The sequence below is a fragment of the Pseudomonas oleovorans subsp. oleovorans genome (assembly GCF_002197815.1).
GTDB lineage: Bacteria > Pseudomonadota > Gammaproteobacteria > Pseudomonadales > Pseudomonadaceae > Aquipseudomonas > Aquipseudomonas oleovorans.
Genome location: NZ_NIUB01000029.1, coordinates 1 through 26,335 on the forward strand (window position 1 = coordinate 1; position 26,335 = coordinate 26,335).

The 26,335-nt window shown below is 64.6% G+C and carries 24 protein-coding genes and 2 pseudogenes; 18 read left to right on the plus strand and 8 right to left on the minus strand.

Translation table 11 applies throughout. The features are described 5' to 3' along the window. Nucleotides 1-105, minus strand: a pseudogene (locus PSOLE_RS23820) (IS110 family transposase); the annotation flags it as partial. 80 nt (nucleotides 106-185) lie between these two features. Between PSOLE_RS23820 and PSOLE_RS16595 the strand changes: the two are divergent. The 3 genes from PSOLE_RS16595 to PSOLE_RS16605 all read left to right on the plus strand — a co-directional run bounded on the left by PSOLE_RS16595 (nucleotide 186) and on the right by PSOLE_RS16605 (nucleotide 2,126). Next, nucleotides 186-554: a septal ring lytic transglycosylase RlpA family protein gene (locus PSOLE_RS16595; RefSeq protein WP_074857833.1), complete on the plus strand. Its 369-nt coding sequence runs from the start codon at nucleotides 186-188 to the stop codon at nucleotides 552-554. 91 nt (nucleotides 555-645) lie between these two features. Further along, on the plus strand, nucleotides 646-1,740 hold the full coding sequence (locus PSOLE_RS16600; protein ID WP_004424824.1) for a calcium/sodium antiporter: 1,095 nt from the start codon (nucleotides 646-648) through the stop codon (nucleotides 1,738-1,740). 2 nt (nucleotides 1,741-1,742) lie between these two features. Then, complete coding sequence (locus tag PSOLE_RS16605) at nucleotides 1,743-2,126, plus strand: carboxymuconolactone decarboxylase family protein (protein ID WP_074857830.1); 384 nt, start codon at nucleotides 1,743-1,745, stop codon at nucleotides 2,124-2,126. A gap of 308 nt (nucleotides 2,127-2,434) precedes the next feature. Here PSOLE_RS16605 and PSOLE_RS16610 read toward each other — a convergent pair whose 3' ends face one another. From PSOLE_RS16610 to PSOLE_RS16620, 3 genes are all read right to left on the minus strand, one after another. Then, nucleotides 2,435-3,376: an AEC family transporter gene (locus tag PSOLE_RS16610; RefSeq protein WP_004424832.1), complete on the minus strand. Its 942-nt coding sequence runs from the start codon at nucleotides 3,374-3,376 to the stop codon at nucleotides 2,435-2,437. A 254-nt stretch (nucleotides 3,377-3,630) separates the two neighbouring features. Continuing rightward, complete coding sequence (locus PSOLE_RS16615; RefSeq protein WP_004424835.1) at nucleotides 3,631-4,191, minus strand: response regulator transcription factor; 561 nt, start codon at nucleotides 4,189-4,191, stop codon at nucleotides 3,631-3,633. Between the two features lie 15 nt (nucleotides 4,192-4,206). Then, the gene (locus tag PSOLE_RS16620) at nucleotides 4,207-5,460 is read right to left on the minus strand and encodes an ATP-binding protein (RefSeq protein WP_084344008.1); all 1,254 of its coding nucleotides are present in this window, start codon (nucleotides 5,458-5,460) and stop codon (nucleotides 4,207-4,209) included. Between the two features lie 186 nt (nucleotides 5,461-5,646). Here PSOLE_RS16620 and PSOLE_RS16625 point away from each other — a divergent pair, with 186 nt between their 5' ends. From PSOLE_RS16625 to PSOLE_RS16655, 7 genes are all read left to right on the plus strand, one after another. Next, nucleotides 5,647-6,375 (plus strand): SIMPL domain-containing protein, encoded by a 729-nt coding sequence (locus PSOLE_RS16625; RefSeq protein ID WP_074857825.1) that lies wholly within the window; start codon nucleotides 5,647-5,649, stop codon nucleotides 6,373-6,375. Nucleotides 6,376-6,596: 221 nt separating this feature from the next. Then, entirely contained in the window at nucleotides 6,597-8,195 is a 1,599-nt protein-coding gene (locus PSOLE_RS16630; protein ID WP_088339330.1) for an ABC transporter substrate-binding protein, read from the plus strand. Between the two features lie 53 nt (nucleotides 8,196-8,248). Then, entirely contained in the window at nucleotides 8,249-9,847 is a 1,599-nt protein-coding gene (locus tag PSOLE_RS16635) for an ABC transporter substrate-binding protein (RefSeq protein ID WP_172480656.1), read from the plus strand. 178 nt (nucleotides 9,848-10,025) lie between these two features. After that, complete coding sequence (locus PSOLE_RS16640; protein ID WP_074857822.1) at nucleotides 10,026-11,036, plus strand: ABC transporter permease subunit; 1,011 nt, start codon at nucleotides 10,026-10,028, stop codon at nucleotides 11,034-11,036. 117 nt (nucleotides 11,037-11,153) lie between these two features. After that, on the plus strand, nucleotides 11,154-12,056 hold the full coding sequence (locus PSOLE_RS16645) for an ABC transporter permease subunit (protein WP_004424851.1): 903 nt from the start codon (nucleotides 11,154-11,156) through the stop codon (nucleotides 12,054-12,056). A 141-nt stretch (nucleotides 12,057-12,197) separates the two neighbouring features. Further along, nucleotides 12,198-13,172: an ABC transporter ATP-binding protein gene (locus PSOLE_RS16650; protein ID WP_074857820.1), complete on the plus strand. Its 975-nt coding sequence runs from the start codon at nucleotides 12,198-12,200 to the stop codon at nucleotides 13,170-13,172. Next, on the plus strand, nucleotides 13,172-14,143 hold the full coding sequence (locus PSOLE_RS16655; RefSeq protein ID WP_074857818.1) for a peptide ABC transporter ATP-binding protein: 972 nt from the start codon (nucleotides 13,172-13,174) through the stop codon (nucleotides 14,141-14,143). Before PSOLE_RS16650 ends, PSOLE_RS16655 begins: the two co-directional genes overlap by 1 nt. A 109-nt stretch (nucleotides 14,144-14,252) precedes the next feature. Here PSOLE_RS16655 and PSOLE_RS16660 read toward each other — a convergent pair whose 3' ends face one another. After that, on the minus strand, nucleotides 14,253-15,425 hold the full coding sequence (locus tag PSOLE_RS16660) for an HD-GYP domain-containing protein (RefSeq protein WP_074675915.1): 1,173 nt from the start codon (nucleotides 15,423-15,425) through the stop codon (nucleotides 14,253-14,255). A 169-nt stretch (nucleotides 15,426-15,594) separates the two neighbouring features. Between PSOLE_RS16660 and ada the strand changes: the two genes are divergently transcribed. The 3 genes from ada to trmA all read left to right on the plus strand — a co-directional run bounded on the left by ada (nucleotide 15,595) and on the right by trmA (nucleotide 19,703). Further along, nucleotides 15,595-16,623 (plus strand): bifunctional DNA-binding transcriptional regulator/O6-methylguanine-DNA methyltransferase Ada, encoded by a 1,029-nt coding sequence (gene ada / locus PSOLE_RS16665; protein WP_074857816.1) that lies wholly within the window; start codon nucleotides 15,595-15,597, stop codon nucleotides 16,621-16,623. A gap of 386 nt (nucleotides 16,624-17,009) precedes the next feature. Beyond that, nucleotides 17,010-18,302 (plus strand): NCS2 family permease, encoded by a 1,293-nt coding sequence (locus tag PSOLE_RS16670; protein ID WP_074857813.1) that lies wholly within the window; start codon nucleotides 17,010-17,012, stop codon nucleotides 18,300-18,302. A 312-nt stretch (nucleotides 18,303-18,614) separates the two neighbouring features. After that, entirely contained in the window at nucleotides 18,615-19,703 is a 1,089-nt protein-coding gene (trmA, locus tag PSOLE_RS16675; protein ID WP_074857809.1) for a tRNA (uridine(54)-C5)-methyltransferase TrmA, read from the plus strand. Nucleotides 19,704-19,748: 45 nt separating this feature from the next. Here the strand turns inward: trmA and PSOLE_RS16680 are convergent. Then, nucleotides 19,749-20,101, minus strand: a pseudogene (locus PSOLE_RS16680) (DUF4345 family protein). A 142-nt stretch (nucleotides 20,102-20,243) separates the two neighbouring features. On the opposite strand from PSOLE_RS16680, the gene PSOLE_RS16685 reads away from it, so the two are divergent. After that, nucleotides 20,244-20,678: a DUF411 domain-containing protein gene (locus PSOLE_RS16685; protein WP_074857807.1), complete on the plus strand. Its 435-nt coding sequence runs from the start codon at nucleotides 20,244-20,246 to the stop codon at nucleotides 20,676-20,678. Nucleotides 20,679-20,684: 6 nt separating this feature from the next. Here the strand turns inward: PSOLE_RS16685 and PSOLE_RS16690 are convergent, their stop codons facing one another. Continuing rightward, complete coding sequence (locus PSOLE_RS16690) at nucleotides 20,685-21,854, minus strand: Bcr/CflA family multidrug efflux MFS transporter (RefSeq protein WP_074857802.1); 1,170 nt, start codon at nucleotides 21,852-21,854, stop codon at nucleotides 20,685-20,687. A gap of 218 nt (nucleotides 21,855-22,072) precedes the next feature. On the opposite strand from PSOLE_RS16690, the gene PSOLE_RS16695 reads away from it, so the two are divergent. Beyond that, on the plus strand, nucleotides 22,073-22,693 hold the full coding sequence (locus tag PSOLE_RS16695) for a TetR family transcriptional regulator (protein ID WP_004424885.1): 621 nt from the start codon (nucleotides 22,073-22,075) through the stop codon (nucleotides 22,691-22,693). Nucleotides 22,694-22,705: 12 nt separating this feature from the next. Here the strand turns inward: PSOLE_RS16695 and PSOLE_RS16700 are convergent, their stop codons facing one another. Continuing rightward, a complete protein-coding gene (locus tag PSOLE_RS16700; protein WP_004424888.1) occupies nucleotides 22,706-22,903 on the minus strand; it encodes a heavy-metal-associated domain-containing protein in 198 nt (65 codons plus the stop codon). A 112-nt stretch (nucleotides 22,904-23,015) separates the two neighbouring features. Here PSOLE_RS16700 and PSOLE_RS16705 point away from each other — a divergent pair, with 112 nt between their 5' ends. The 3 genes from PSOLE_RS16705 to cueR all read left to right on the plus strand — a co-directional run bounded on the left by PSOLE_RS16705 (nucleotide 23,016) and on the right by cueR (nucleotide 26,270). After that, on the plus strand, nucleotides 23,016-23,408 hold the full coding sequence (locus PSOLE_RS16705) for a hypothetical protein (RefSeq protein ID WP_074857799.1): 393 nt from the start codon (nucleotides 23,016-23,018) through the stop codon (nucleotides 23,406-23,408). Between the two features lie 64 nt (nucleotides 23,409-23,472). Then, nucleotides 23,473-25,842, plus strand: a complete 2,370-nt coding sequence (locus PSOLE_RS16710; protein WP_074857796.1) for a heavy metal translocating P-type ATPase — start codon at nucleotides 23,473-23,475, stop codon at nucleotides 25,840-25,842. Further along, nucleotides 25,839-26,270, plus strand: coding sequence for a Cu(I)-responsive transcriptional regulator (gene cueR / locus PSOLE_RS16715; protein WP_074857792.1), 432 nt, complete (start codon nucleotides 25,839-25,841; stop codon nucleotides 26,268-26,270). The genes PSOLE_RS16710 and cueR overlap by 4 nt, the downstream gene beginning before the upstream one ends. Nucleotides 26,271-26,335: the final 65 nt, after the last annotated feature.

Sequence of the window (26,335 nt, forward strand, 5' to 3'; positions counted from 1 at the left end):
ATGCCGTTTGAGTTGCTTGCGGCATTTGACCTGCTCATGGCTGTCGACACCATGAACTTGAAAAACCTGCTTTGCCAAATCCACGCCTATGCGTTTAAGTTTCATGCGGGCTCCCCCTCCGGGATTGCTTGTTTTACAACCTTCAGTCTGGCGCAATGACGCCGTAGGAGGGAGGAGTCCATCTCATTGGGCTACCGGCGTTTGCTCTGTTAGGCACACTCGCCCTGCTCGGCGGCTGCTCGACCTTCGGCGGCGGCTCGGGCAGCAGCGAAACCGGCAAGGCCTCCTACTACGGTGATCGCCACCACGGCCAGCGCACCGCCAGCGGCGAACGTTTTGATCAGAACGCGCTGACCGCCGCGCATCGCACCCTGCCCTTTGGCACACGCGTGCGGGTCACCAACCTCAACAACAACCGCAACGTGGTACTGCGCATCAACGACCGTGGCCCCTTCGTGCGCGGGCGCATCATCGACGTTTCCCGTGCTGCAGCGGTACGCCTGGACATGCTGCGCGCCGGCGTGGTGCCGGTACGGGTCGAAACACTGGACTGACCAACAATTGGCAACAAAATCTTTCTGCAGCCTCTAGCGGCCAACAATGCCATCGCTACACTAGCCGCACTTTTTCTGGAGCTACCCTGCAATGACTCTGATGACCTTCGTTTACCTGATCGCAGGCCTGGTGCTGCTGGTCGCTGGTGCCGAAGTGCTGGTACGCGGCGCCGCCAAACTGGCCGCGCAATTCGGCATTCCGCCACTGATCATTGGCCTGACGGTGGTGGCATTCGGCACCAGTGCCCCGGAAACCGCCGTGAGCGTGCAGGCGGCCCTGGATGGCAGTGGCGATCTGGCCATCGGCAATGTCGTTGGCAGCAATATCGCCAACGTCCTGCTGATCCTGGGCCTGACAGCTCTGATCGCGCCGCTGATCGTCTCGCGCCAGCTGATTCGCCTCGACGTACCGATCATGATCGGCGCCAGCCTGCTCACCTTCGGCCTGGCCTGGGATGGCTCGCTGAGCCGCCTCGACGGCGCCTTGCTGTTCGCCGGCGTACTGGCCTATACCGGTTTTCTGATCTATAGCGCGCGCAAGGACAAGGGCGGCGACGATGATGAGTTCGCCAAGGAATTCGGCCTCGACGAGGCACCCAAGCCCTACGCCTGGGCCATCAATCTGGGCCTGATCATCGCTGGCCTGGTGCTGCTGGTTACCGGCTCGAACTTCCTGGTCGAAGGCGCCGTGACACTGGCACGGGCACTGGGCATTTCCGAGCTGGTCATCGGTTTGACCGTCGTTGCGGTCGGCACCTCGTTGCCGGAGTTGGCCACCTCGATTCTCGCCGCCATCAAGGGTGAGCGCGATATCGCCGTGGGCAATATCGTCGGCAGCAACATTTTCAACCTGCTCTGCGTGCTGGGCCTGGCCTCGCTGGTCTCGCCGGCCGCCATTTCGGTGTCGCCCAATGCCCTGGCGTTCGATTTCCCGGTCATGATTGCCGTCGCCGTTGCCTGCCTGCCGATCTTCTTCGCCGGTTACCGCATCAACCGTTGGGAAGGCCTGTTGTTTCTGGCGTATTACGTGGCCTACACCCTCTACCTGATCCTGTCTTCCACGGGGCGCCCCTTCGCTGACGTGATGGGCGAAGCCATACTGGGTTACGTGCTGCCATTGACCGCTGTCACCCTGGTGGTCATCGCCGCACGCGCCTGGTGCAAACAGCGTGGCGAGCCGGTGTGACGATGAGCGAGAACCATGATCGCGGCCTGCAGGTACGGCGTGAGGTGATGGGCGACGCCTTCGTCGACCGCGCCCTGGGCAACGCCAGCGAGTTCACCCAGCCGCTGCAGGATTTCGTCAACGAGCATGCCTGGGGCGGCGTGTGGACGCGCAGCGGCCTGCCGCGCGCGACCCGCAGCCTGATCACCCTGGCGGCGTTGACCGCGCTGAAATGCCCGCAGGAACTCAAGGGCCACGTGCGCGGCGCGCTGAACAACGGCTGCACGGTGGAGGAAATTCGCGAAACCCTGCTGCACTGCGCGGTGTATGCCGGCGTGCCAGCCAGCATCGATGCCTTCCGCACGGCACAGGAAGTGATCGACGAGTACCAGAACAACGCCTCGTAGGAGCTGGCTTGCCGGCGATCCGTTAATCGCCGGCAAACCGAACCCTGAAGGACGAGCTAGCAGGCCGTTGAAAAACGTAGGCGACGACTGCATGGATGCAGGAGGTAGAGCGAAGCAGGAAGCCCGAGCCGAGGCAGCCAGTGCAATACCGATGGCGGCCCCGCAAAAACAGCCGAAAAACGACCGGGGTCGCGTCCGACTTTACGTGTTGTAAATGAGCATTTTTGACGGGGGCGCCTAGCCTGGGCTCGCACGCGAGGCTGTTTTTAACGCAGCAATGGCAACGTAGGTAGTTTTTCAACGGCCTGCTAGATCCAGCCACCCCACTGCAGCAATAGCAGGCCAATGTTGGTGGCGACCACCGCCGCCAGGGTGGTGATGACGATGATGGCTGCCGCCAGCTCATGGTTGGCGCCCACCGCACGGGCCATGACGAAGCTGGCCGCCGCCGTCGGGCTGGCGAAATAGAGAAACAGGATCGCCAGATCCGCCCCACGAAAGCCGAACAGCCAGGCGCCGAAGGTGCTCAGCAGCGGTAGCCAGACCATCTTCATCAGGCCCGAACCGATGGCCGTGCCGCTGCTGCGTCGCAACGACGCCAGGCTCAGGGTGCCGCCAATGCAGATCAGCGCCAGCGGCAGGGTCATCTGCGCGAAGTACTCGGCCGAGGTCAGGAACCACTGCGGCAGCGGAATTTTCCAGTAGGCAATCGGTACCGCCAGCAGTACGCCAATGATCATCGGGTTGGTCACGATGCTGCGCGCAATGGCCTTGGCACCAGGCTTCACGCCTGGGCTGTAGATGGCCAACACGACGGCCGAGAGCGCGTTGTAGCAGAGGATCGCCAGTGCGGCGAGCAACGAGCCGACTGACAGGCCATAGTCACCATACATGCTGGTGGCCAGCGCCAGGCCGACGATACCGTTGTTACCGCGGAAGGCCCCCTGGGTGTAGATGCCACGATCCTCGAACGGCACCCGCCAGATCGCCCAGGCCCAGGCGACGAAGAACGACGCCACGGTGGCTAGGAAGAAGTAGGACAGTAGTTGCGGCTGCATGGCCGCATCCAGGTCCGCCTTGAACACACCGAGAAACAGCAGGGTCGGCATGGTACCGCGAAACACCAGGCTCGAAGCGGTATCGATGAAGGGCGTATCGATCCAGCGCAGGCGTTTGAGTGCCACGCCGAGAAACAGCATGGCGAACACGGGCGCGGTGATGGCAAGAGTTTGTGCAGCGACGGCGAGCATGGCGACACCAGCAGGTTGTCTGACGACCTATGTTAGCTGGCTAAGTATTTATCTGCCATGGGCAAAAACCGCGCAGTTGTAGGATGGGTCAGGCGGCGATCCGCTTCAGCCCACGCGAACCCGCGTTGATGAGCTCAAGCCCATCTTGCGGCCTGCCCCCCCCTGGTGGGCTGAAGCCCACCCTACGGGTCAGAGCTTACTTCGCCATTGGCAAAAGCTACGCAATGGTAGGGTGGGCTCAGGCATACCAGGGCTCAGCGGCGAACAGGACGCTTCTGCAATTTGCGCTGCAGGGTGCGGCGGTGCATGCCCAGGGCGCGGGCGGTGGCGGAGATGTTGCCCTCGTGTTCGGCCAGCACACGCTGGATGTGCTCCCACTGCAGGCGGTCCACCGACATGGGGTTTTCCGGCACCAGGCTGTCGAGGTCGGCATGCTCGGAAAGCAGCGCCGTGAGCACGTCGTCGGCATCGGCCGGTTTGCACAGGTAGTTGGCCGCGCCACGCTTGATCGCCTCCACCGCGGTGGCGATGCTGGAATAGCCGGTGAGGATCACCACACGCATCTCGGCGTCCAGCTCAAGCAGCTTGGGCAGCAGCACCAGACCGGAGTCGCCCTCCATCTTCAGGTCGACCACGGCGTAATCCGGCAGGTCGTCCTTGGCCAGGGCCAGGCCTTCTTCGGCGCTGGAGGCGGTGGATACGCGCAGACCGCGGCGGCTCATGGCACGCGCCATCACGCGGGTAAAGGTGGGGTCGTCATCGACCAGCAGCAGATGGGGCTGCTCTTCGCCTTCGAACAGGGATTCGTCGCTCATGCTGGGTTTTCCTTGTCAGGCCACGCCATAGGCTCGCGGCAACTTCAATTCGGTAAGGGTGCCGCCTGCTTCATGGTTATACAACTTAACCGTGCCACCAGCACGGGTCACGCTGGCCTGGCTGAGGAACAGCCCCAGGCCGAACCCCTTGCCCTTGGTGGTGAAGAAGGGCCGCCCAAGCTGCTCGGCGATGGCCAGCGGCACGCCGGCGCCGTGATCGCGGATGCTCAGGCGCAGCCACTGGTGGTCCCAGTCCAAGCGAATGTCGAGTTTGTCCGGGCAGGCATCGGCGGCGTTGTTGAGCAGGTTGAGCAGCGCCTGGGTGAGATCGGCCGGTGGCATGATGCGCGGCGGCGTACCACGGCCCAGGCACTGGTAGCGGTAGCTGGCTTCCGGGCGCATCAGGTGCCAGCGATTGAGGGTGGTTTCCAACCATTCGACGCAGGACTGCTCGACCACTGCCTGACGCCGATCGTTCTCGGCGGCGCGCACCAGTTGCTGCAGGGTGAACTTGCACAGTTTCACCTGCTCCTGCAGCAGGGCCAGGTCATCCTGCAGCGCCGGTTTGTCGCGATATTCCTGGCGCAGCTCCTTGAGCAGCACGCTCATGGTGCCCAGCGGCGTGCCCAGTTCATGGGCGGCACCAGCGGCCTGAGTGGCCACGGCCAATAGCTGCTGGTCACGCAGGCTTTCCTCACGCCGTTCGGCGCGCAGCTCGTCCTGGCGGCGCAGCTCCTCGGCCATCTTGGCAACGAAGAACGTGATCAGCGCCGCAGACAGGGCGAAACTCAGCCACATGCCGTAGACCAGCAGGCTCTCACGCGCCGCCGGCAATTCGAGCGGGTGCGTCCACACCAGCAGCAGGGTGTAACCGGCCAGCGCCAGGCCCGCGAGGACGATGGTGAACATCCACGGCAGGGTCGCTGCGGCGATGGTCAGTGGCACCAGGTAATAGGACACGAAGGGGTTGGTCGAGCCCCCCGAGTAGTACAGCAGCACGCTGTGGATGATCAGGTCACAGGCCAGTTGTACGGCATATTCCACCTCGGTCACCGGCCAAGGCCCACGCAGGCGCAAGGCCGTGCCCAGGCACAACAGCAGGGAAATGCCGAGAGTGACTGACAACTGCAGCCAGGGCAGCGGTAGCATGCCGGACTTGTAGGCGAGCCCGACCGAGCCAGCCTGAGCGGCCAGCACCAGAATACGGATAAGCGTCAGGCGCCAGAGGTTCTGGCGACTGGCAGAAAGCAGCTGGACGTGTTCGAGCATGGCGACTCCAATGGTTGCGCCGAGTATAACCAAGCCTGCTGCGGCCTTGCGCCGCTGCGGCAACCGGCCGCACACCTCAACAACGCCCTGGATGAAAAAAGTTGTAGCGGCATTAACCCGGGTCGCGACTCGCCTTCGTCTAACCTCGGGAAACGGCCAAAAGGCCATCGAAAAAGGAACCGCACCATGCGCACCATGACCCGTATCGCCACCGCCCTCGCCCTCACCGCTGCCAGCCTGGCCAGCACCGGCCTGCTGGCCGCCGAGGCGCGCTACAACCAGATCGCCCTGCGCGCCGAGGTCAATCAGGAAGTGGCACACGATCTGATGCACGTCACCCTCTATACCGAAGCGCAGCACAGCGACCCGGCCAAACTGGCCGCCGAGATCACCACCACCCTCAACAAGACGCTGGAAAAAGTGCGCCAGGTCCGTGGTGTTTCGGTCAAGCTCGGCAGCCGCCACAGCTACCCGGTTTATTCTGAAAACAAGGGCGACGACAAGGGCCAGAAGATAACCGCCTGGCGTGAACGCGCCGAGGTGCGCCTGGAAAGTGCCGACTTCGCCGCGCTTTCCACGCTGACCGGCGAGCTGCTGCAATCGATGAAAATAGCCGGCATGGACTTCAGCATCGCCACCGACACCCGCAAGAGCCGCGAAGATGCCCTGCTCAAGGACGCCGTCAATGCCTTCAGGGCACGTGCGCAGCTGGCCACCGAAGCGCTCGGCGGCAATGGCTACAAGCTGGTCAGCCTGAACCTCAACACCGGTGGTTTCCAGCCACCAATGGCCATGCGCAACTTCGAAGCCAAGGGCATGGCGATGATGGACGCAGCCCCCACGCCGCAAATCGAAGCCGGCACCAGCCAGGTCACGGTCAGCGCCGACGGCGTCATCGAAGTGCAGATGCCCTGAATCACGCTCCGCAACAAAGCAGCGCCGTTATCGGCAGATAACGGCTTTTTGCCATCTTTTCCCTGCATATTTTCATAAATGCGACAGCGACTTATAACGCTGTAGCGCTAAGCTTGTTTGCCTCGAAAACGCACTTGCCTCAGGCACATGCCCTGCATATCTTGCCAGGAGGCTCCCATAAGGAGCTCCTCGACAAAAAGCACAAAAATGAAGAGGTCATGATGCGCAAGAACGCCGTTATCCAGGCTTTGCTTACCGCTGGGCTGATCGCCAGCGCTCCCCTCGCCAGCGCCGCCAACCTGGTGTTCTGTTCCGAAGGCAGCCCCGCCGGCTTCGACCCCGGCCTGTACACCACCGGCACCGATTTCGACGCCGCCGCGGAAACCATCTTCAACCGCCTGACCCAGTTCGAGCGCGGCGGCACCAAGGTCGAGCCTGGTCTGGCACAAAGCTGGGAGGTGTCCGAGGATGGCCTGGTCTACACCTTCAAGCTGCGCCCCGGGGTGAAATTCCACACCACCGAATACTTCAAGCCCAGCCGCGAATTCAATGCCGATGATGTGCTGTTCACCTTTGGCCGCATGCTCGACAAGGACCACCCGTTCCGTAAGGCGTACCCCACCGAGTTTCCCTACTTCACCGACATGGGCATGGACAGCAACATTGCCAAGCTGGAGAAGCTCGATGACCTGACCGTGCGCTTCACCCTCAACGAGGTGGACGCCGCCTTCGTGCAGAACCTGGCGATGAGCTTTGCCTCGATCCAGTCCGCCGAGTACGCCGACCAGTTGCTGGCGGCCGGCAAGGCCGCCGACATCAATCAGAAGCCTGTCGGCACCGGCCCCTTCGTGTTCAGCCGCTACCAGAAGGACGCAGTGATCCGCTACAAGGGCAACCCGGACTACTGGAAGCCCGAGGATGTGAAGATCGACAACCTGATCTTCTCCATCAACACCGACTCGTCCGTGCGCATGCAGAAACTGCGTGCCGGCGAATGCCACGTCACCCTGTTCCCGCGCCCGGCCGACATCGCCTCGCTAAAGCAGGATGCCAAGCTGAAGATGCCCGAGCAGGCTGGTTTCAACGTCGGCTACATCGCCTACAACGTTACCCACCCGCCGTTCGACAAACTGGAAGTGCGCCAGGCGCTGGACATGGCGGTGAACAAGCAGGCGATTCTCGACGCGGTGTACCAGAATGCCGGGCAACTGGCGGTCAACGGCATGCCGCCGACCCAGTGGTCGTATAACGAGGACATCAAGGACCCGGCCTTCGACCCGGAAAAGGCCAAGGAGCTGCTCAAGGCTGCAGGCGTCAAGGAAGGTACCGAGATCACCCTGTGGGCCATGCCGGTGCAGCACCCGTACAACCCCAACGCCAGGCAGATCGCCGAGATGCTGCAGGCCGACTGGGCCAAGATCGGCATCCAGGCGCGCATCGTCAGCTACGAATGGGGCGAATACCTCAAGCGCGCCAAGGCCGGCGAGCACGACGCCATGCTGATCGGCTGGAGCGGCGACAACGGTGACCCGGACAACTGGCTCGGCACCCTCTATGGCTGCGACGCGGTCGACGGCAACAACTTCTCCAAATGGTGCTTCGAGGACTACGACAAGCTGGTCAAGGCCGCCAAGCGCACCACCGACGTGGCCGAACGCACCGAGCTGTATAAGCAGGCGCAGGTGATCCTCAAGCGTGAGGTGCCGATCACCCCGCTGGCCCACTCCACCGTGTACCAGCCGATGCGCAAGGAAGTGCAGGACTTGCGCATCAGCCCGTTCGCACTCAACTCCTTCTATGGTGTAGGAATAGCCAAGTGATGGCAGGCGGCGCGCCTGCGGGTGCGCCGCCTCTACCCCGCTCAGGAGTTTCCATGTCACCCATGCCCTTTCTCCGCGGCGGCCTGCTGCTGGTCGCGCTGCTCTGCGTTCACGCTCAGGCGGCGGACAGCCTGGTGGTCTGCACCGAGGCCAGCCCGGAAGGTTTCGATATCGTCCAGTACACCGCGGCGACCACCGCCGACGCCACGGCGGAGACCCTGTTCGAGCGCCTGGTGGCCTTCGCCCCCGGCAGCACCGAGATCGTGCCGGCGCTGGCGCAGAGCTGGGAAATCGCCGCCGACGGCCTGAACTACACCTTCACCCTGCGCCAGGGGGTGAAGTTCCACGCCAACCAGGGCTTCACCCCGAGCCGCGCGTTCAACGCCGACGACGTGCTGTGGAGCTTCCAGCGCCAGCTCGACCCGGCTCACCCCTGGCACGGGCTGTCGCTGCGCGGTTTTCCCTACGCCGAGGCCATGGGCCTGGCGCAGTTGATCGAGCGCGTGGAGAAACTCGACGAGCACCGCGTGCGCTTCGTCCTCAAACACCCGGAGGCGCCCTTCCTAGCCAACCTGGCCATGGGCTTCGCCTCGATCTATTCGGCCGAGTACGCCGACCACCTGCTCGCAACGAACCAACCCGAACGTCTGAACAATGCACCCATCGGCACCGGGCCTTTCATCTTCGAGCGTTACGCCAAGGACGCCCAGGTGCGCTTTCGCGGCAACCCCGACCACTGGGACGGCGCACCGTCGGTCGAGCGCCTGGTGCTGGCCATCACCCCCGAGCCCAACGTGCGCCAGCAACGGCTCAAGGCCGGCGACTGCCAGATCGCCCTCTACCCGCGCCCGGTGGACATTCCCGCCCTCAAGGCCGACGCGAAGCTGCAGGTGCTGGAGCTGGATTCGCTGCTGACCGCCTATATCGGCATCAACACCCGCCACCCGCCGCTAGACGATGTGCGCGTGCGCCAGGCGCTGAACCTGGCCTTCGACAAGGCCGCCTACATCCGCGCGCAATATGGCGAAGGCAACGCCACGCCGGCCGTAGCGCCCTACCCGGCGACGTTGTGGGGCCACGATGCCGAGCTGCAGGACTGGCCGCATGACCCCGGGCGCGCCCGCCAATTGCTGGCCGAAGCCGGCCATGGCGAGGGTTTCAAACTGTCGATCTGGACGCGCCCCGGCGGCGGGCCGACCAACCCCAACCCCGGCATCGGCGCGCAGATGCTGCAGGCCGATCTCGCCGCCATCGGCATTCGCAGCGACATTCGCGTGTTCGAGTGGGGTGAGCTGATCAAGCGTGCCAAGAACGGCGAGCACGACCTGGTGTTCATGGGCTGGGCCGGCGACAACGGCGACCCGGACAACTTCCTCACCCCCAACCTGTCCTGCGCCGCCGCCAAGAGCGGCGAGAACCAGGCGGGCTGGTGCGACGAGCAGTTCGACGACTTGATTCGCCAGGCGCGCCAGGAAGCCGAGCAGGAAAAACGCGCCGCGCTGTATCGTCAGGCCCTGGCGATCTTCCATCAGCAGGCGCCCTGGATCGCCCAGGCCCATCCCAAGCAATTCGTCGCCCTGCGCAAAGGCGTCGAGGGTTTCGTGCTCAGCCCGATGGGCTCGAACAATTTCGCCCGAGTGAAACTGCCATGACCCCTCGCGACACCACGCTTGTGGGAGGCGCTTTAGCGGCGACAAGCTCGCGGCTGAAGCCCCTCCCACACTGCTCAGACCCAGCAGAGAGCGGCCACCTCTCGGCTACGCCCTGCCTAAAACAACGCCAGACCACGCCGTCCGGCACCCGCATCCCGCCACGGAGTAGAACCGCTTGATGCTGTCCTTTATCGCCAGACGCCTGGGGCTGCTGATCCCCACCTTCTTCGGCGTCACCCTGCTGACCTTCGCGCTGATCCGCCTGATCCCCGGTGACCCGGTGGAGGTGATGATGGGCGAGCGCCGCGTCGACCCGGAAATGCACGCTCAGGCCATGGAGCGCCTGGGGCTGAACAAGCCCCTGTATGCGCAGTATTTCGACTACATCGGTCAGCTCGCCAGCGGCAATCTGGGCGAATCACTGCGCTCGCGTGAAAGCGTGTGGAAAGAGTTTCTCACCCTGTTTCCCGCCACCGTCGAACTGGCCCTGGCTGCCCTGCTGTTCGCCGGCACCCTCGGTGTGATCGCCGGGGTAATCGCCGCCCTCAAGCGCGGCTCGCTGTTCGACCACGGGGTGATGGGCATCTCGCTGACCGGCTATTCCATGCCGATTTTCTGGTGGGGCCTGCTGCTGATCATGTTCTTCTCGGTTGGCCTGGGCTGGACGCCGGTATCCGGGCGCATCGACCTGCTCTACGACATTCCGCCGGTCACCGGCTTTATGCTGATCGACACGCTGCTTTCCGAAGAGCAAGGTGCCTTCGTCGATGCCCTGCGCCACCTGATCCTGCCGGCCGTGGTGCTCGGCACCATTCCGCTGGCGGTGATCGCGCGGATGACCCGCTCGGCCATGCTCGAAGTGCTGCGCGAGGACTACATCCGCACCGCGCGGGCCAAGGGCCTGTCGCCGACGCGCGTGGTCTTCGTGCATGGCCTGCGCAATGCCTTGATCCCGGTGCTGACCGTGTTCGGCCTGCAGGTCGGCGCCCTGCTGGCAGGCGCAGTGCTGACCGAAACCATCTTCTCCTGGCCGGGCATCGGCAAGTGGCTGATCGAAGCCATCGGCGCCCGCGACTACCCGGTGGTGCAGAACGGCATCCTGCTGATCGCCTGCCTGGTGATCCTGGTCAACTTCACCGTGGACATCCTCTATGGCCTGGCCAATCCACGTATTCGCCATCAGAAGTAAGGAAGGCGTGATGAATCGACAGACCCTAGGGTGTCGCGGGGCCGCCCAGGCCGTGCGCCCCAATAGCGGCGACCAACCATCGGTGCGCACAGCGCACCCTACCCAGGGGGTATGCCCATGACTGCAGCCACCAGCCTCGACCAGAGCCTGCTCTACCCCTCGCCGCTGAAAGAATTCTGGCAAGCCTTCAGCCATAACAAGGGCGCCGTCTGTGGCCTCGGCTTCATGCTACTGATGGTGTTCTGCGCGCTGTTCGCCCCCTGGGTCGCGCCGCACCATCCCAGCGAGCAGTACCGCGACTTCCTGCTCACCCCGCCGGTCTGGCTGGATGGTGGTCAGTGGCGCTTCCTGCTCGGCACCGACGAGCTGGGCCGCGACCTGCTCTCGCGGCTGATCCACGGAGCACGCCTGTCGCTGCTGATCGGCCTGGCTTCGGTGGTGCTGTCGCTGATTCCCGGCATCCTGCTGGGCCTGGTCGCCGGTTTTTTCCCGCGCCTGCTCGGCCCCGGCATCATGCGTCTGATGGACATCATGCTGGCGCTGCCATCGCTGCTGCTGGCGGTGGCCATCGTCGCCATCCTCGGCCCAGGGCTGATCAACACCATTTTCGCCATCGCCATCGTCTCGCTGCCCTCCTACGTACGCCTGACCCGCGCGGCCGTGATGGGTGAGCTGAACCGCGACTACGTCACCGCTGCGCAGCTGGCCGGCGCCAGCCTGCCCCGGCTGATGTTCTTCACCGTGCTGCCCAACTGCATGGCGCCGCTGATCGTGCAGGCCACCCTGAGCTTTTCCTCGGCGATTCTCGACGCCGCCGCGCTGGGCTTTCTCGGCCTCGGCGTACAGCCTCCTACACCTGAGTGGGGCACCATGCTGGCGTCGGCGCGCGACTACATCGAACGCGCCTGGTGGGTGGTGACCCTGCCTGGCCTGGCGATTCTGCTCAGCGTGTTGGCCATCAACCTGATGGGCGACGGCCTGCGCGACGCCCTCGACCCAAAACTGAAGAACGCCATCTGAGGAGGCCCATATGCACAAGATGATCTCGGTGCGCATGGCGCACCACAGCTGCGTAGGGTGGATGACGCTCTTTTCATCCACCATCAACGCACGGCGGTGGACGGGAGAAGCGTCGTCCACACTACGCACGGAGGGCGCCCGATGAGCCTGCTGGATATCCGTAACCTCTCGGTACGCTTCGGCGCGGCCGACGCCGTGCCGGTGGTCGACGGGCTCGACCTCAGCGTGGACAAAGGCGAGGTACTGGCCATCGTCGGCGAATCCGGCTCCGGCAAATCGGTGACCATGATGGCGCTGATGGGCCTGATCGACTCGCCCGGCATCGTCCAGGCCGACTGCATGCAGTTCGACAACACCGACATGCTGCGCCTGAAGGGGCGCCAGCGTCGGCGTATCGTCGGCAAGGACCTGGCCATGGTCTTCCAGGACCCGATGACCGCGCTCAACCCCAGCTACACCGTGGGTTTCCAGATCGAGGAAGTGCTGCATCAGCACCTCGGCCTTAAAGGCAAAGCGGCGCGCGCTCGCGCCCTCGAACTGCTCGAAAGGGTCGAGATACCCGGCGCGGCCAATCGCCTCGATGCCTACCCGCATCAGCTCTCCGGCGGCATGAGCCAACGCGTGGCGATCGCCATGGCGATTGCCGCCGAACCCAAGCTGCTGATCGCCGACGAACCCACCACCGCCCTGGACGTGACCATTCAGGCGCAGATCATGGAGCTGCTGCTGGATCTGCAACGCGATGAGGGCATGGCCCTGGTGCTGATCACCCACGACCTGGCCGTGGTGGCCGAAACCGCCCAGCGCGTCTGCGTGATGTACGCCGGGCAAGCGGTGGAGCTGGGCCAGGTGCCGACCCTGTTCGATGCGCCCAGCCATCCGTACACCGAAGCGTTGCTCAAGGCGATCCCCGAACACAGCGCAGGCGCTCACCGCCTGGCCACCCTGCCCGGTATCGTGCCCGGCCGTTATGACCGTCCACAGGGCTGTCTGCTGTCACCGCGCTGCCCCTACGTGCAGCCGCGTTGCCGCGACGAGCGCCCAACGCTGGACGCACACGAGCGCGGCGCCGCGCGCTGTTTCTTTCCTCTTGTACCAACGGCGGAGGTGGCCTGATGAGCACCGTACTGCAAGCCCATGAGCTGACCCGTCACTACAGCGTTTCCCGCGGCCTGTTCAAGCCGGCGGCTTTGGTGCAGGCGCTCAATGGCGTGTCTTTCAGCCTCCAGGCCGGCAAGACGCTGGCGGTGGTTGGCGAATCCGGCTGCGGCAAGTCCACCCTGGCGCGCGCCCTGACCCTGATCGAAGAGCCCAGTGCAGGCTCGCTGCAGATCGCCGGACGGGAAGTGGCAGGCGCCAGCCATGCCGAGCGCAAACAGCTGCGCCGCGACGTACAGATGGTGTTCCAGAACCCCTATGCCTCTCTCAACCCGCGGCAGAAGATCGGCGATCAGCTGGCCGAACCGCTGCTGATCAACACCAACCTGTCGCGCGTCGAACGCCGCGAGCGGGTCCAGGCGATGATGCAGCAGGTGGGGCTGCGCCCCGAGCACTACCAGCGCTACCCGCACATGTTCTCCGGCGGCCAGCGCCAGCGCATCGCCCTGGCCCGCGCCATGATGCTGCAGCCCAAGGTGCTGGTGGCGGACGAGCCGACCTCGGCGCTGGACGTGTCGATCCAGGCGCAGGTGCTCAACCTGTTCATGGACCTGCAGGAAGAGTTCGACACCGGCTACGTGTTCATCTCGCACAACCTCGCGGTGGTGCGCCATGTCGCCGACGACGTGCTGGTGATGTACCTCGGCCGCCCCGCAGAAATGGGCCCGGCCGAATTACTCTACAGCCGCCCGCTGCACCCCTACACCCGCGCCCTGCTGTCGGCGACACCGGCGATTCGCCCAGACCCGGACAAGCCCCGGATGAAGATCAGCGGCGAGCTGCCCAATCCGCTGAACCCGCCGTCTGGCTGCGCCTTCCACAAGCGCTGCCCGCACGCCGACGAACGCTGCCGCAGCGAGCGCCCGGAGCTGCGCCTGATCGATGCGCGGCAGGTGGCCTGTCACCATGTGGAGCGGATCGTCGACTAGCGCGCTGTTTGCGTCTTGCAGGGTGTGGCGCGGGTAATCCAGGCTGTAAGCACCCAGCACCTCGCTGCCCGCGGTGCGCACGGCGCACCCTACATAAGCCGGCGCCGCGTCACGGCGTCGGCGGCAGAGTCAGTTCGATGCTTTCTGCCAGCGAATCCTCCAACCGCTGCAGCTCTACGCCGACCGCAGCGGCATCATCGGCCAGGGTTTCGGCGATATGCAGGAACTCCGTCGTCGCTTCGACGAAGGCCAGCACCACCATAGGGTCGAAGCGCGTGCCGCTGGCCGCGCTGATCTGCGCCACCACCTGCGGCGGGCTGATGGGCGGCAGGTAAGGATGCCGACAGCTCAGCTCTTCGAAGTGGCCCACCAGCGCCATCAGACGCGCCGAAAGCGGAATCTGCTCGCCGAACAGCCCCTGCGGATAGCCTTTGCCATCCCAACGCTCATGCTGACCGTAGACGATGTCTTTGGCGTCGGACAGAAAGTCGGTGACGCTGCCCAGCTTGCGCTCGGCCCGTTCCAACGCGTCGCGCCCGGCGATCACACCCTCGCTCAGCAGGCGCAGGTCATTTTCATCCGGTTCGCCATGACTGAGCAGCACACGATCCGGCAGGGTCATCCGGCCGATCACATGCAGCATGGCCGACTTGCCCAACTGGGCGATGCGCTCCTCGCTCAGAGACTCCGACAGGGCCGGCTGCTGCCGCGCAAGCGCAGCGGTCAGGCAGGTCATGTAGCGCTCGATACGCTCCAGGCGACGACTGCTCGGGTTGTCACGCATGACTGCAACGCTGGCCATGGCCTCGATGGTGACATCCTGCAGGTTCTGGATATCGCGTGTGCGGCGCTTGACCTCGAGTTCCAGATACTCGCTCTTGTCACGCAGGTAGTCGGTGGCCGCCTTGAGCTGCAGCTGCGCCCGCACGCGCGCAAGCACGATGGGCGGGCTGACCGGTTTGGTGATGTAGTCGGCGGCACCGTGGTCGAAGCCCATTTGCTCGTCGGCCGCATCGCTTCTGGCCGTGACCAGGATCAGCGGGATATAGCGGGTTTGCGGATCACTCCTGAGCGCGCGACAGAGTGCGTAGTCGTCCTGCCAGCCCAGCAGAATCAGGTCTGGCTGCGGCCGCGCTCTGGCGGCGTGCAGCGCGTCCTCGCTGGCAACCAGCCTTACCTGATAGCGGTCGACCAACAGCGCGCCAAGCCGCTGGCGCGCGTCGACCGAATCGTCCACAACCAGAATCAGTTCCTGCTCCAGCCTATCGAGCATCCCGCGCATGGTGATCTCCGTTGGCACCTGCCTAACCATCATTAAAGGCGCTGGGCTGTATTTGCGCTCACGCCGTCATACAAATGACCTCGGCAGGGGTTTGAAAGTGCAATGCGGATTGGCAGAGCAGCGAGCGCAGCCGACAATCGTCAGAGGATCGTCACCGAAGGGCTGCCCCATGCTCGACCAGGAACGCTGCTGGCAAGCCGTCTGCGAACGTGATGAGGCGTTCGACGGGCGCTTCGTTTTCGCCGTGCGCAGCACCGGCATCTATTGCCGGCCGAACTGCCCGGCGCGGCGGCCACGGCGCGACAACGTCAGTTTCCATGCCGATGCAGCCAGTGCCGAGGCTGCCGGCTTTCGCCCGTGCAAGCGCTGCTCACCGCAGGGGCAAAGCCCGGCGCAGCAACTCGACGCGCTGGTCGCGGCCGCCTGTACGTTTCTAAGTGGCGAGCAACGCCTGACCCTGCCGCAGCTGGCGGCGCGTATCGGTCTGTCAGCCTCGCATCTGGCCCGTGCATTCAAGGCGCGCACGGGCATGACACCCAATGCCTGGGCCGCCGCTCTGCGCCGGCAACGCCTGGAAACCCATCTGCCACAGGCAGCTAGCGTGCTCGACGCAGCGCTGGCCGCCGGCTATGGCGGCACCCGCGCCCTCTATGCCCAGCCACAGGCCATGAGCCCGGCCCGCCGCCGCCAACAGGGCGCTGGGGAACGCCTGCGCTATACCATTGCCCCCTGCCCACTCGGCCAGGTGCTGCTGGCCACCAGCGAGCGCGGTGTTTGTGCCCTGCTGTTTGCCGATGAACCGCAACACCTGCGCAGCGAACTGCAGCAGCGCTTTGCCGCAGCGCAGCTCGAAGAGGATGCCGCGGGCCTGCGTGACTGGCTGCAGCAGGTGCTGGAGCAACTCGCAGAACCGCAGCGCGCCGCCCATCTGCCACTGGATATACGCGGTACGGCGTTTCAGCTGCGCGTCTGGCAAGCGCTGCAGAATATTCCCTGCGGAGAGACGCGCAGCTATGCCGAACTGGCCGGCCAGCTGTACAGCCACCCGCGCGCAGTGGCGCGCGCCTGCGCCAGTAATACCATCGCTCTGCTGCTGCCGTGCCACCGCGTGGTGGCCAGCGATGGCCAGCTCAGTGGTTATCGCTGGGGGCTACAGCGCAAGCGGCAGTTACTGGCGCACGAAAGCGAGGATCACTGAGCCCGTTAGGTGCCCCTTGGCCTAATGTCTGTCAGTTAAGCGTCGACGCTGCCAATGGGTAGGAGCGGCGCCCCGCCGCGAACCAGGGCGATACGCGATTGAAAAGCTTCGCCCCGGGGCGGGGCTCCTACGAAAGACCGCTTTGGCAAGCGTATCTGATCGGCATTGCCCCTTGGCCTGCTTGTAGCGACATGCCCGACACAGCCAGGGCAAAACTGTCTACCCGGTCATGAAAAGGCTGAAAAGGCCATAAATTCACCCGGCAAAACCTTGCTGGTATGATGCGCGGCTTTTGCGAAATCGAGCCATTTTCCCAGCTCATGCGGACGAATGTGCTTTGCTTTCTGCAGACCAATTTCGGCGCGTTCGCGCCTCGGGGAGCCACCATGCTGGAAAGACTGTTCCAACTCAACGCCCATAACACCACGGTGCGCACCGAGGTACTGGCCGGGATCACCACTTTCCTGACCATGGCCTACATCCTCTTCGTCAACCCCAACATGCTGGCCGAGACGGGTATGGATCATGGCGCGGTGTTCGTCGCCACCTGCCTGGCCGCCGCCATCGGCTCGCTGGTGATGGGCCTGTTGGCCAACTACCCGATTGCCCTGGCGCCGGGCATGGGCCTCAACGCCTTCTTCACCTACACCGTGGTGATGACCATGGGCTACAGCTGGCAGACCGCCCTGGGCGCGGTGTTTCTCTCCGGTGCGATCTTCTTCCTGCTGTCGATCTTCAGGATCCGCGAGTGGATCATCAACAGCATCCCACTGGCCCTGCGCGCCGGTATCGCCGCCGGTATCGGCCTGTTCCTGGCGATCATCGCGCTGAAGAACGCCGGCATCGTGGTCGATCACCCGGCCACCCTGGTCGGCCTCGGCGACATGAGCACCGGCGGCGCACTGCTGGCCTGCCTGGGCTTTTTCGTCATCGCCGCGCTGGCCTATCGCAAGGTCACCGGCGCCGTGATGATCGGCATTCTGCTGGTCACAGGCCTGTCCATCGCCCTGGGCCTGTCGGAAATGCCGAGCGTGGTCTCGATGCCGCCGTCGCTGATGCCGACCCTGTTGCAGCTGGATATCGCCGGCGCACTGGATATCGGCCTGATCAGCGTGATCTTCGCCTTCCTCTTCGTCGACCTGTTCGACACGGCCGGCACCCTGGTCGGCGTCGCGCAAAAGGCCAACCTGCTGGACAAGGACGGCAAGATGCCGCGTCTGGGCCGCGCCCTGCTGGCCGACAGCACCGCGACCATGGCCGGCGCTGCGCTGGGCACCAGCACCACCACCAGCTACATCGAATCGGCGGCCGGCATCAGTGCCGGCGGGCGTACCGGCCTGACCGCGTGCGTGGTCGCCGCGCTGTTTCTGCTCAGCCTGTTCTTCGCCCCGCTGGCCGGCTCGGTGCCGGCCTACGCCACCGCCCCGGCGCTGCTGTTCGTCGCCGTACTGATGATGAGCAGCCTGGCGCAGATCGACTGGGACGACCTCACCGTCGCCGCCCCGGTGGTGGTCGCTGCCCTGGCCATGCCGCTGACCTTCTCCATCGCCAATGGCATCGCCTTCGGCTTCATCGCCTGGACGGCGGTCAAGGTACTGGCCGGCCGCTGGCGCGAGCTGAACCCGGCGATGTGGGTGCTGTCTGCCCTGTTCATCGTCAAGCTGGCCTACTTCGCCTGATCAGCACATAAGGTAGGCGGCAATAGGTTTAGGGCGGACATCGCATTTCATGTCCACCAATACCTTCTCTCCAGGCACACAACCGGTGGATGAAAAAGCGTCATCCACTCTACGACCAGAAGTGTTATCGGTGGGCTGAAGCCCACCCTACGCGGCCGCTGCGCAAGTACGTCCTACGCCGCGCCCTGGATACTCTGAGTCATGATCGTTCCCACGCTCCGCGTCCAGCGCCACCAATGATCGACGACAACGGCACGCCGGCAACGGAATCGCTACAATGGCGCCCCGTTTTCCTGCCCGCATGAGTGACCGATGAGCCGCCCCGCATTCGACCCTGCCACCTACGACGCCCAACTCGCCGAGAAGAAGGCCCGCCTGGTCGAACTGCTGGCGCCCTTCGCCGCGCCGGAGCCCGAGGTATTCGACTCGCCACGCGAGCATTACCGCATGCGCGCCGAGTTTCGCCTGTGGCGTGAAGACGGCCAGCGTCACTACGCCATGTTCGCCCCAGGCGACAAACACACACCGATCCTGCTCGACGACTTCCCCATCGCCAGCCTGCGCATCAACGAGCTGATGCCGCGCCTGCGCGCCGCCTGGCAGGCCAGCGAAGCGCTGTCGTTCAAGCTGTTCCAGGTGGAGTTCCTCACCACCCTGGCCGGCGATGCGCTGATCACCCTGGCCTACCACCGCCCGCTGGACGAGGCCTGGCAGGCCGAGGCAGAGAAACTAGCCGCCGAACTGAACGTCAGCCTGGTGGGACGCTCTCGCGGTCAGCGCCTGGTGATCGGTCGTGACTACGTGGAAGAGGCACTGAGCGTAGCCGGACGCACGTTCCGCTATCGCCAACCGGAAGGCGCCTTCACCCAGCCCAACGGCCGGGTCTGCGAGAAGATGCTGGGCTGGGCCCATGACGTGCTCGGCGAGCGTGACGACGATCTGCTGGAGCTGTACTGCGGCAACGGCAACTTCACCCTGCCGCTGGCCACCCGTGTACGCAAGGTGCTCGCCACCGAGATCAGCAAGTCCTCGGTCAACGCCGCCCTGGCCAACCTGGCTGACAACGGCGTGGATAACGTCGAACTGGTGCGTCTGTCCGCCGAGGAGCTGACCCAGGCGCTCAATGACGTGCGCCCATTCCGCCGCCTGGCCGGTATCGACCTGAAAAGCTATGCGTTCGGCAGCGTCTTCGTCGACCCGCCGCGCGCCGGCATGGACCCGGACACCTGCGAGCTGACTCGCCGTTTCGAGCGCATCCTGTACATCTCCTGCAACCCGGAGACCCTGGCCGCCAACATCGCCCAACTGAGCGACACCCACAAGGTGACGCGCAGCGCGCTGTTCGACCAGTTCCCCTACACCCACCATATGGAAGCGGGTGTGCTGCTGGAGCGGCGCTGAACCGCTCCTCGTAGCCCGGTGCAATCCGGGCTTTGCCTGCTCGGCTCAGTGTGACACGCCGCGCAACGCCCACCAGGTCAAAGCGGCCGAGAGCACCTCGAGCAGCAGCGCGTAGAGATTGAAGGTCTGCTGCGCGCCGCCATCCAGCCACAGCCCGGCGAAGCGTGCCAGCGCCAGCACGCTGTACAGCAACACCAGCAGAAGCAGCGCCGGGCGCAACACAGCAGCGCCATCGCCAGGTAGGCTGCAAGCCCCAGTTGCAGCCCTCCGTAATAGGCACGCACTTCCGTGACAGCAGCGCTGCCCATCAGCAGTGCGCCGCTGAAGCTGGCCATTTCCTCGGGACGGATGAAATACGCCAGCCCCAGCGCAGTCAGGGCCACGATCTGGATCGACAGGATGATTCGGGCAGCATCGGCAGATTCCTGATCATCAAGGCATGGCCAGCATAGGCGTACCTGATCGCGACGCATAGTCGCAGGCACTTGGGCCGTGCCGGTAGCGGCGCTATGCTCAGCACTCAATCATCCGGAGCCTGCCATGCGTCGTCCCCTGCTCGCCCTCTGCCTCTTCACCAGCCTGGCCAATGCCAGCGAGCCCCTGAGCATCGATGTTCACCGCGATGCCAACTGCGGCTGCTGCAAGGACTGGATCAGTCACTTGCAGGACAACGGTTTCACCGTCAACGATCACGTCGAGACCGATATGCGTGCCGTCAAACAACGACTGGGCGTGCCGCCGCGTCTGGCTTCGTGCCACACCGGAGTGATCGACGGCAAGTTCGTCGAAGGCCACGTCCCGGCTGCCGACGTTCTCAAGCTGCTCGAACGTGTCGACCTGATTGGCGCCGCCGTACCCGGCATGCCCATGGGATCGCCGGGCATGGAATACGGCGACCGTGTCGATCCTTATCAGGTGATTGGCCTGGACAAGCAGCAGCAGGATGTCGTGCTCAGCGACTACCCCGGCAACTGACGCAGCTCAGACCGCGAAACGCCTGCACCACCAGGCCATGGCGCAGGCACCGGCGCCGCACAGGGCAATCACCAGCGCCATGGGCACTGCCGAACCATCATGCAGCCAAGCCACCAGCGCCGAGGCGCTGGCCGCCACGCTGAACTGCATGCTGCCCAGCAGCCCCGAGGCACTGCCGGCATGACGCCCCTGCCCGGCCATGGCGCAGGCCGTGGCATTGGGCAGCACGCAGCCCAGACAGGCCACGCAGATGAACAACGGAACCATCAACGGCCACAGTTGAGCTGGCTGCATCCAGGCCAGCACCAGCAGGCTCAGGGCGCTGAGCAGATACACCAGAACCATGCGCTGCAACCACAGCACCGGGCCACCGCGCCGCACCAGGCGTGCATTGACCTGCGCCATGATCACGAAGCCCGCCGCATTGGTGCCGAACAGCCAGCCGTAGCGCTCGGCCGGCACACCGTACAGTTCGATGAACACGAAGGGCGAGCCGGCGATATAGGCGAACATCCCGGCCATGGCGACACCGCCAACCAGGCTGTAGCCCATGAACGGAGCATTGCCGAGCAAGGCGCGGTACTGGCCGAAAGCCCCACTCAGCGGCGCCGGCTGCAGATGCTGCGGGCGCGTCTCCGGCAGCCCGAACATCACGGCCAGCAGGCACAGCCCGGAGAAAATCGCCAGGCTATGAAAGATCCATGGCCAGCCCAGCGTGTTGAGCAACAGGCCGCCCCCCAGAGGCGCCAGGATCGGCGCCAGGCCCATCACCAGCACCAATTGCGAAAAGACCTTGGCAGAGGCCAGCGGATCGCACACATCACGCACCACCGCACGGGTGATCACCATCCCGGCGCAGCCACCCAGCGCCTGAACGAAACGCGCCACGATCAGCCATTCCAGGCTCGGCGCCAGCGCACAGGCCAGCGATGCCGCCGTGAACAGTGTCACGCCTACCAGCAACGGCACACGCCGACCGAAGCGGTCGGCCAGCGGGCCATAGAACAACTGACCAATGGCAATGCCGACGAAATAGGCCGCCAGCGACAGCTGCACATGCTCGACGTCGGTGGCGAACTGCTGCGCCAGAACCGGGAAGCTCGGGAGATAGAAATCGATGGCCAGCGGGCCAAAGGCGCACAGCGCGCCAAGAATCAGAAGGGTACGCAGGTTCATGAGCATTCCGAGCTATTTGTTAGCTGGCTAATCATCTCACTGTTCGCGCCGCCCACGAAAGGCCAGCCAGTGCAACGCACTGTACCTGCGATTCCGCCAAAGTCTTGCGGCTCCGGCTCAGGGACATCGTGCCAGGTAAAACAGGGTAGCCACCAGCAAGCGGGACAAAGTCGGTAAACTCGGTAGCCTCTGAGCCCAGTTTCAACACCCGGATCACCATGCGCAGAACCAAAGAAGACGCGGAGAAAACCCGCCACGCCATCCTCGCTGCTGCGGAACAGTTGTTCCTCGAGCGTGGGGTCGCCCATACCAGCCTCGAGCAGATCGCCCGGCATGCCGGGGTTACGCGCGGTGCGGTTTATTGGCACTTCCAGAACAAGGCCCACCTGTTCCACGAAATGCTCAACCAGGTACGTCTGCCGCTGGAGCCGCTGGCCCAGCAACTGGCGGCGGTCGATGGCCTGTCATCGCTGCAGCTGCTGCGCGATCTGTGCATAGAGGCCATGGCCAATCTGGTGCTCGACGAGCAACGCCGGCGCATCCTCACCGTACTACTGCGGCGCTGCGAGTTCACCGAGGAGCTGCGCGAGGCCGAGGAGCGTCACGAGACCTTCGTCAATCAGTTCATTGACCTGTGCGAACAGCAGTTCGCCTTGCCGGCTGTGCAACCATACCTGCAGCCAGGCATCACCCCGCGCCTGGCCTCGCGCACGCTGCACGCGCTACTCGTCGGCCTGTTCAGTGACTGGCTGCGAGACCCCAACCTGTTCGATGCCCAGACCGATACCCCGACGATGATCGACAGCTGCTTTCGCGGCCTGCTGCGGCAGTGGCCTTAGCAGGCCCGAGCTCTACGCGGGGGCAACCTGGTAGCCCTCTTCGCGAATGGCGGCCTGTATCTGCGCAGCATCCAGGTTGCCCTCCACTCGTACCAGCCCCCCAGCCAGATCCACTTCGACTCTGGCCGTCTGCTCCAGCGCCTGGATCGCCTGGGTAATGGCACGCACGCAATGACCGCATGACATTCCGCTAACCTTGAATTGTTGCATTGCTGACTCCTTGAATCAGTGGTCGATGGGTGTAGTCTCAACCTTGCCACAATGGCAAGGTCAAGCCCTTGCTTCATGTCACCCGCGCCGTTTTCTGCATGAGGACCTTGCCATGCGCCTGCTCTGCTCCGCCCTTGCCCTGCTGTTGGCGACTCTGGCTCAGGCCGAACCACTGGCACCGCTGCCCTCGACAAGTCAGGGCGAAGGCTACGCAGTGCTGATCGTCTCGCGCGAACGCCTGGAGGTGGCCACCACCTGCGAGGTCGCGCTGTATCTGCATGACCAGATGGCCGCCCGCCTGCATCAGGGCCAGTCGGTGTCCTTCAACCTGCCGCCCGGCAAGGTGTCGTTACGCCTGGGCCTGACTGGCAGCGGCCGCTGCCAGGACGGTATCAACCAGCTCGCCGGTCAGTCGCTGGAACTGCAGGCCGGCGAAGTGCGCCGCTATCGCATCGCCATGGGCAGCGATGGACTGCGACTGCATGCCGCGCCGATGCTGAACTGAAGACTTGACCTTGCCATGGGGGTAAGGTTGATCCTGTAGCCACGACGTTACAGGGAGCCGAACCATGACCACCTTCGACCTGCCCATCCAGGGCATGACCTGCGCCAGTTGCGCCGGTCGTGTCGAGCGCGCGCTGCGCAAGCTGCCGCAAGTAAGTAGTGTCAGCGTCAACCTGGCCAGCGAGCAGGCGCGCATCGAAGCGCCGGCCGGAAGTCTGCCGCAACTGATCAGCGCTATCGAGGGCGCCGGTTACAGCGTGCCCAGCCAGCCACTGGAGTTGGACATCGAAGGCATGACCTGCGCCAGTTGCGTCGGTCGTATCGAACGCGCCCTGAGCAAACTGCCGGGCATCAGCCAGGTCACCGTCAATCTCGCCGATGAGAAGGCGCGCCTGCAGGTACTCGCCGGTTTCGACCCGCAACAGGCGCTGAAGGCGGTGGCTGCCGCCGGTTACAAGGCCAGCCTGCTCGATGGGCGCCCTGCCACGGATGAAGCCGGCAACCGCCTGCGTCGTGAGCGACTGACGTTGTTGGCGGCCATCATCCTGACCCTGCCACTGGTTGTGCCGATGCTGGCCGAACCCTTCGGCCAGCACTGGATGCTGCCGGCCTGGGCGCAATTCCTGCTCGCCACACCGGTGCAGTTCATCTTCGGTGCGCGTTTTTACCGTGCCGCCTGGCAAGCGCTGAAAGCCCGTGCTGGCAACATGGATCAACTGGTGGCCATCGGCACCAGCGCCGGTTACGGCCTAAGCCTGTACCAATGGGCCGTAACCCCGGCCGGGCAGATGCCGCATTTGTACTTCGAGGCCTCGGCGGTGATCATCAGCCTGATCCTGCTCGGTAAATACCTGGAAAACCGCGCCAAGCGCCAGACCGCTAGCGCCATTCGCGCCTTGCAGGCGCTGCGCCCGGACCACGCGGTGAGGCTGGTGGATGGCCGCGAGGAACGTGTCGGCATCGACGCGCTGGTGCTGGGCGACCGGATTCTGGTCAAGCCCGGCGAACGCTTCCCGGTCGACGGCCTAGTGCTGGAAGGCACCAGCCATGCCGACGAAGCGCTGATCAGCGGTGAAAGCCTGCCGGTGGCCAAACAGCCGGGCGACAAGGTCACGGCCGGCGCCATCAACGGTGAAGGTCGCTTGCTGGTGGAATCCACTGCCCTCGGCGCCGAAACCGTACTGTCACGGATCATCCGCCTGGTCGAAGACGCCCAAGCAGCCAAGGCGCCGATCCAGAAACTGGTGGACAAGGTCAGCCAGGTATTCGTCCCGGTGGTGCTACTGATCGCCCTGGCTACGCTGCTGGGCTGGCTGGCGTTCGGCGCATCACTGGAAAACGCCCTGCTCAATGCCGTCGCCGTACTGGTGATCGCCTGCCCCTGCGCGCTGGGCCTGGCCACGCCGACCGCGATCATGGCCGGTACTGGGGTCGCCGCGCGCCACGGCATCCTGATCAAGGACGCCGAAGCGCTGGAAGTGGCGCATGCCGTGCAGCACATTGCCTTCGACAAAACCGGCACACTCACCGAAGGCAAGCCACGCATCGTCCATATCGGCCTGGGCGAAGCAGACGAGGAAGAACTGCTGCGCCTGGCCGGCGGTCTGCAACAGGGCAGCGAGCACCCGCTGGCCAAGGCCGTGCTGCAGCGCTGCGCCGAACAGCACATCGCCCTGCCGGCGCTGAGCAACAGCCGTGCGTTGACCGGACGCGGCATCGCCGGCGAAATCGAGGGCCGCAGCCTGCAACTGGGTAGCAGCCGCCTGCTGGAGGAAAACCAGTTGCAGGCCGGCCCGCTGGCCGAGTCCGCCCGAGTATGGGAGGCCGAGGGCCGCACTCTGTCCTGGCTGATCGAAACCGGCAGCACGCCACGCCTGCTTGGCCTGCTGGCCTTCGGCGACCTGCTCAAGGACGGCGCCGCCGAAGCCATCGCCGAACTGCGTGCACAAGGCATCACCAGTCACCTGATCAGCGGCGACAACCAGGGCAGCGTGGCGGCGGTGGCCAGCGTTCTGGGTATCGACGAACCCCACGCCCAGGTATTGCCGGCAGACAAGGCGCGACTGATCGGTGAACTGCGCCAGCACGGCACCGTGGCCATGGTCGGCGACGGCATCAACGACGCGCCAGCGCTGGCCGCCGCGGACGTCGGCATCGCCATGGGCGGCGGCACCGATGCCGCCATGCACGCGGCCGGCATCACCCTGATGCGCGGCGACCCGCGTCTGGTGCCGGCCGCGCTGGAGATCAGCCGGCGCACCTACGCGAAGATCCGCCAGAACCTCTTCTGGGCCTTCATCTACAACCTGATTGGTATCCCGCTGGCCGCCGCCGGCCTGCTCAACCCGGTGTTCGCGGGCGCTGCCATGGCGCTGTCCAGCGTCAGCGTGGTGAGCAACGCACTGCTGCTCAATCGCTGGAAACCGCGTACATGAACATCGGCCAAGCCGCCAAACATACCGGCCTTAGCGCCAAGATGATTCGCTACTACGAGTCCATAGATCTGCTGCCCCATGCCGGGCGGTCGGAGAGTGGTTATCGGCAGTACAGCGCATCGGACCTGCACCGCCTGGCCTTTATCAAGCGGGCGCGGGATCTGGGCTTTTCGCTGGAGGAAGTCGGCAAACTGCTGGCGCTGTGGCAGGACAAGCAGCGCGCCAGTGCTGATGTAAAAGCACTGGCCGAAGATCACATCGCCGAATTGGAGCGCAAGATTGCCGAGATGACGGCCTTGCGCGACACGCTGGTGGATCTGGCGAACAGTTGCCAGGGCGATAGCCGGCCGGATTGTCCGATTCTGCAGGGGCTGGAGGAAGGAGTGAGTTGCGGCGCGGCGGGATGTTCGTCGCACCGTCAGCCGTAGGGCGGGTGAAACCCGCCAGACCGACAACGGCGGGTTGCACCCGCCCTACGTCAGTGGCGCCGCCA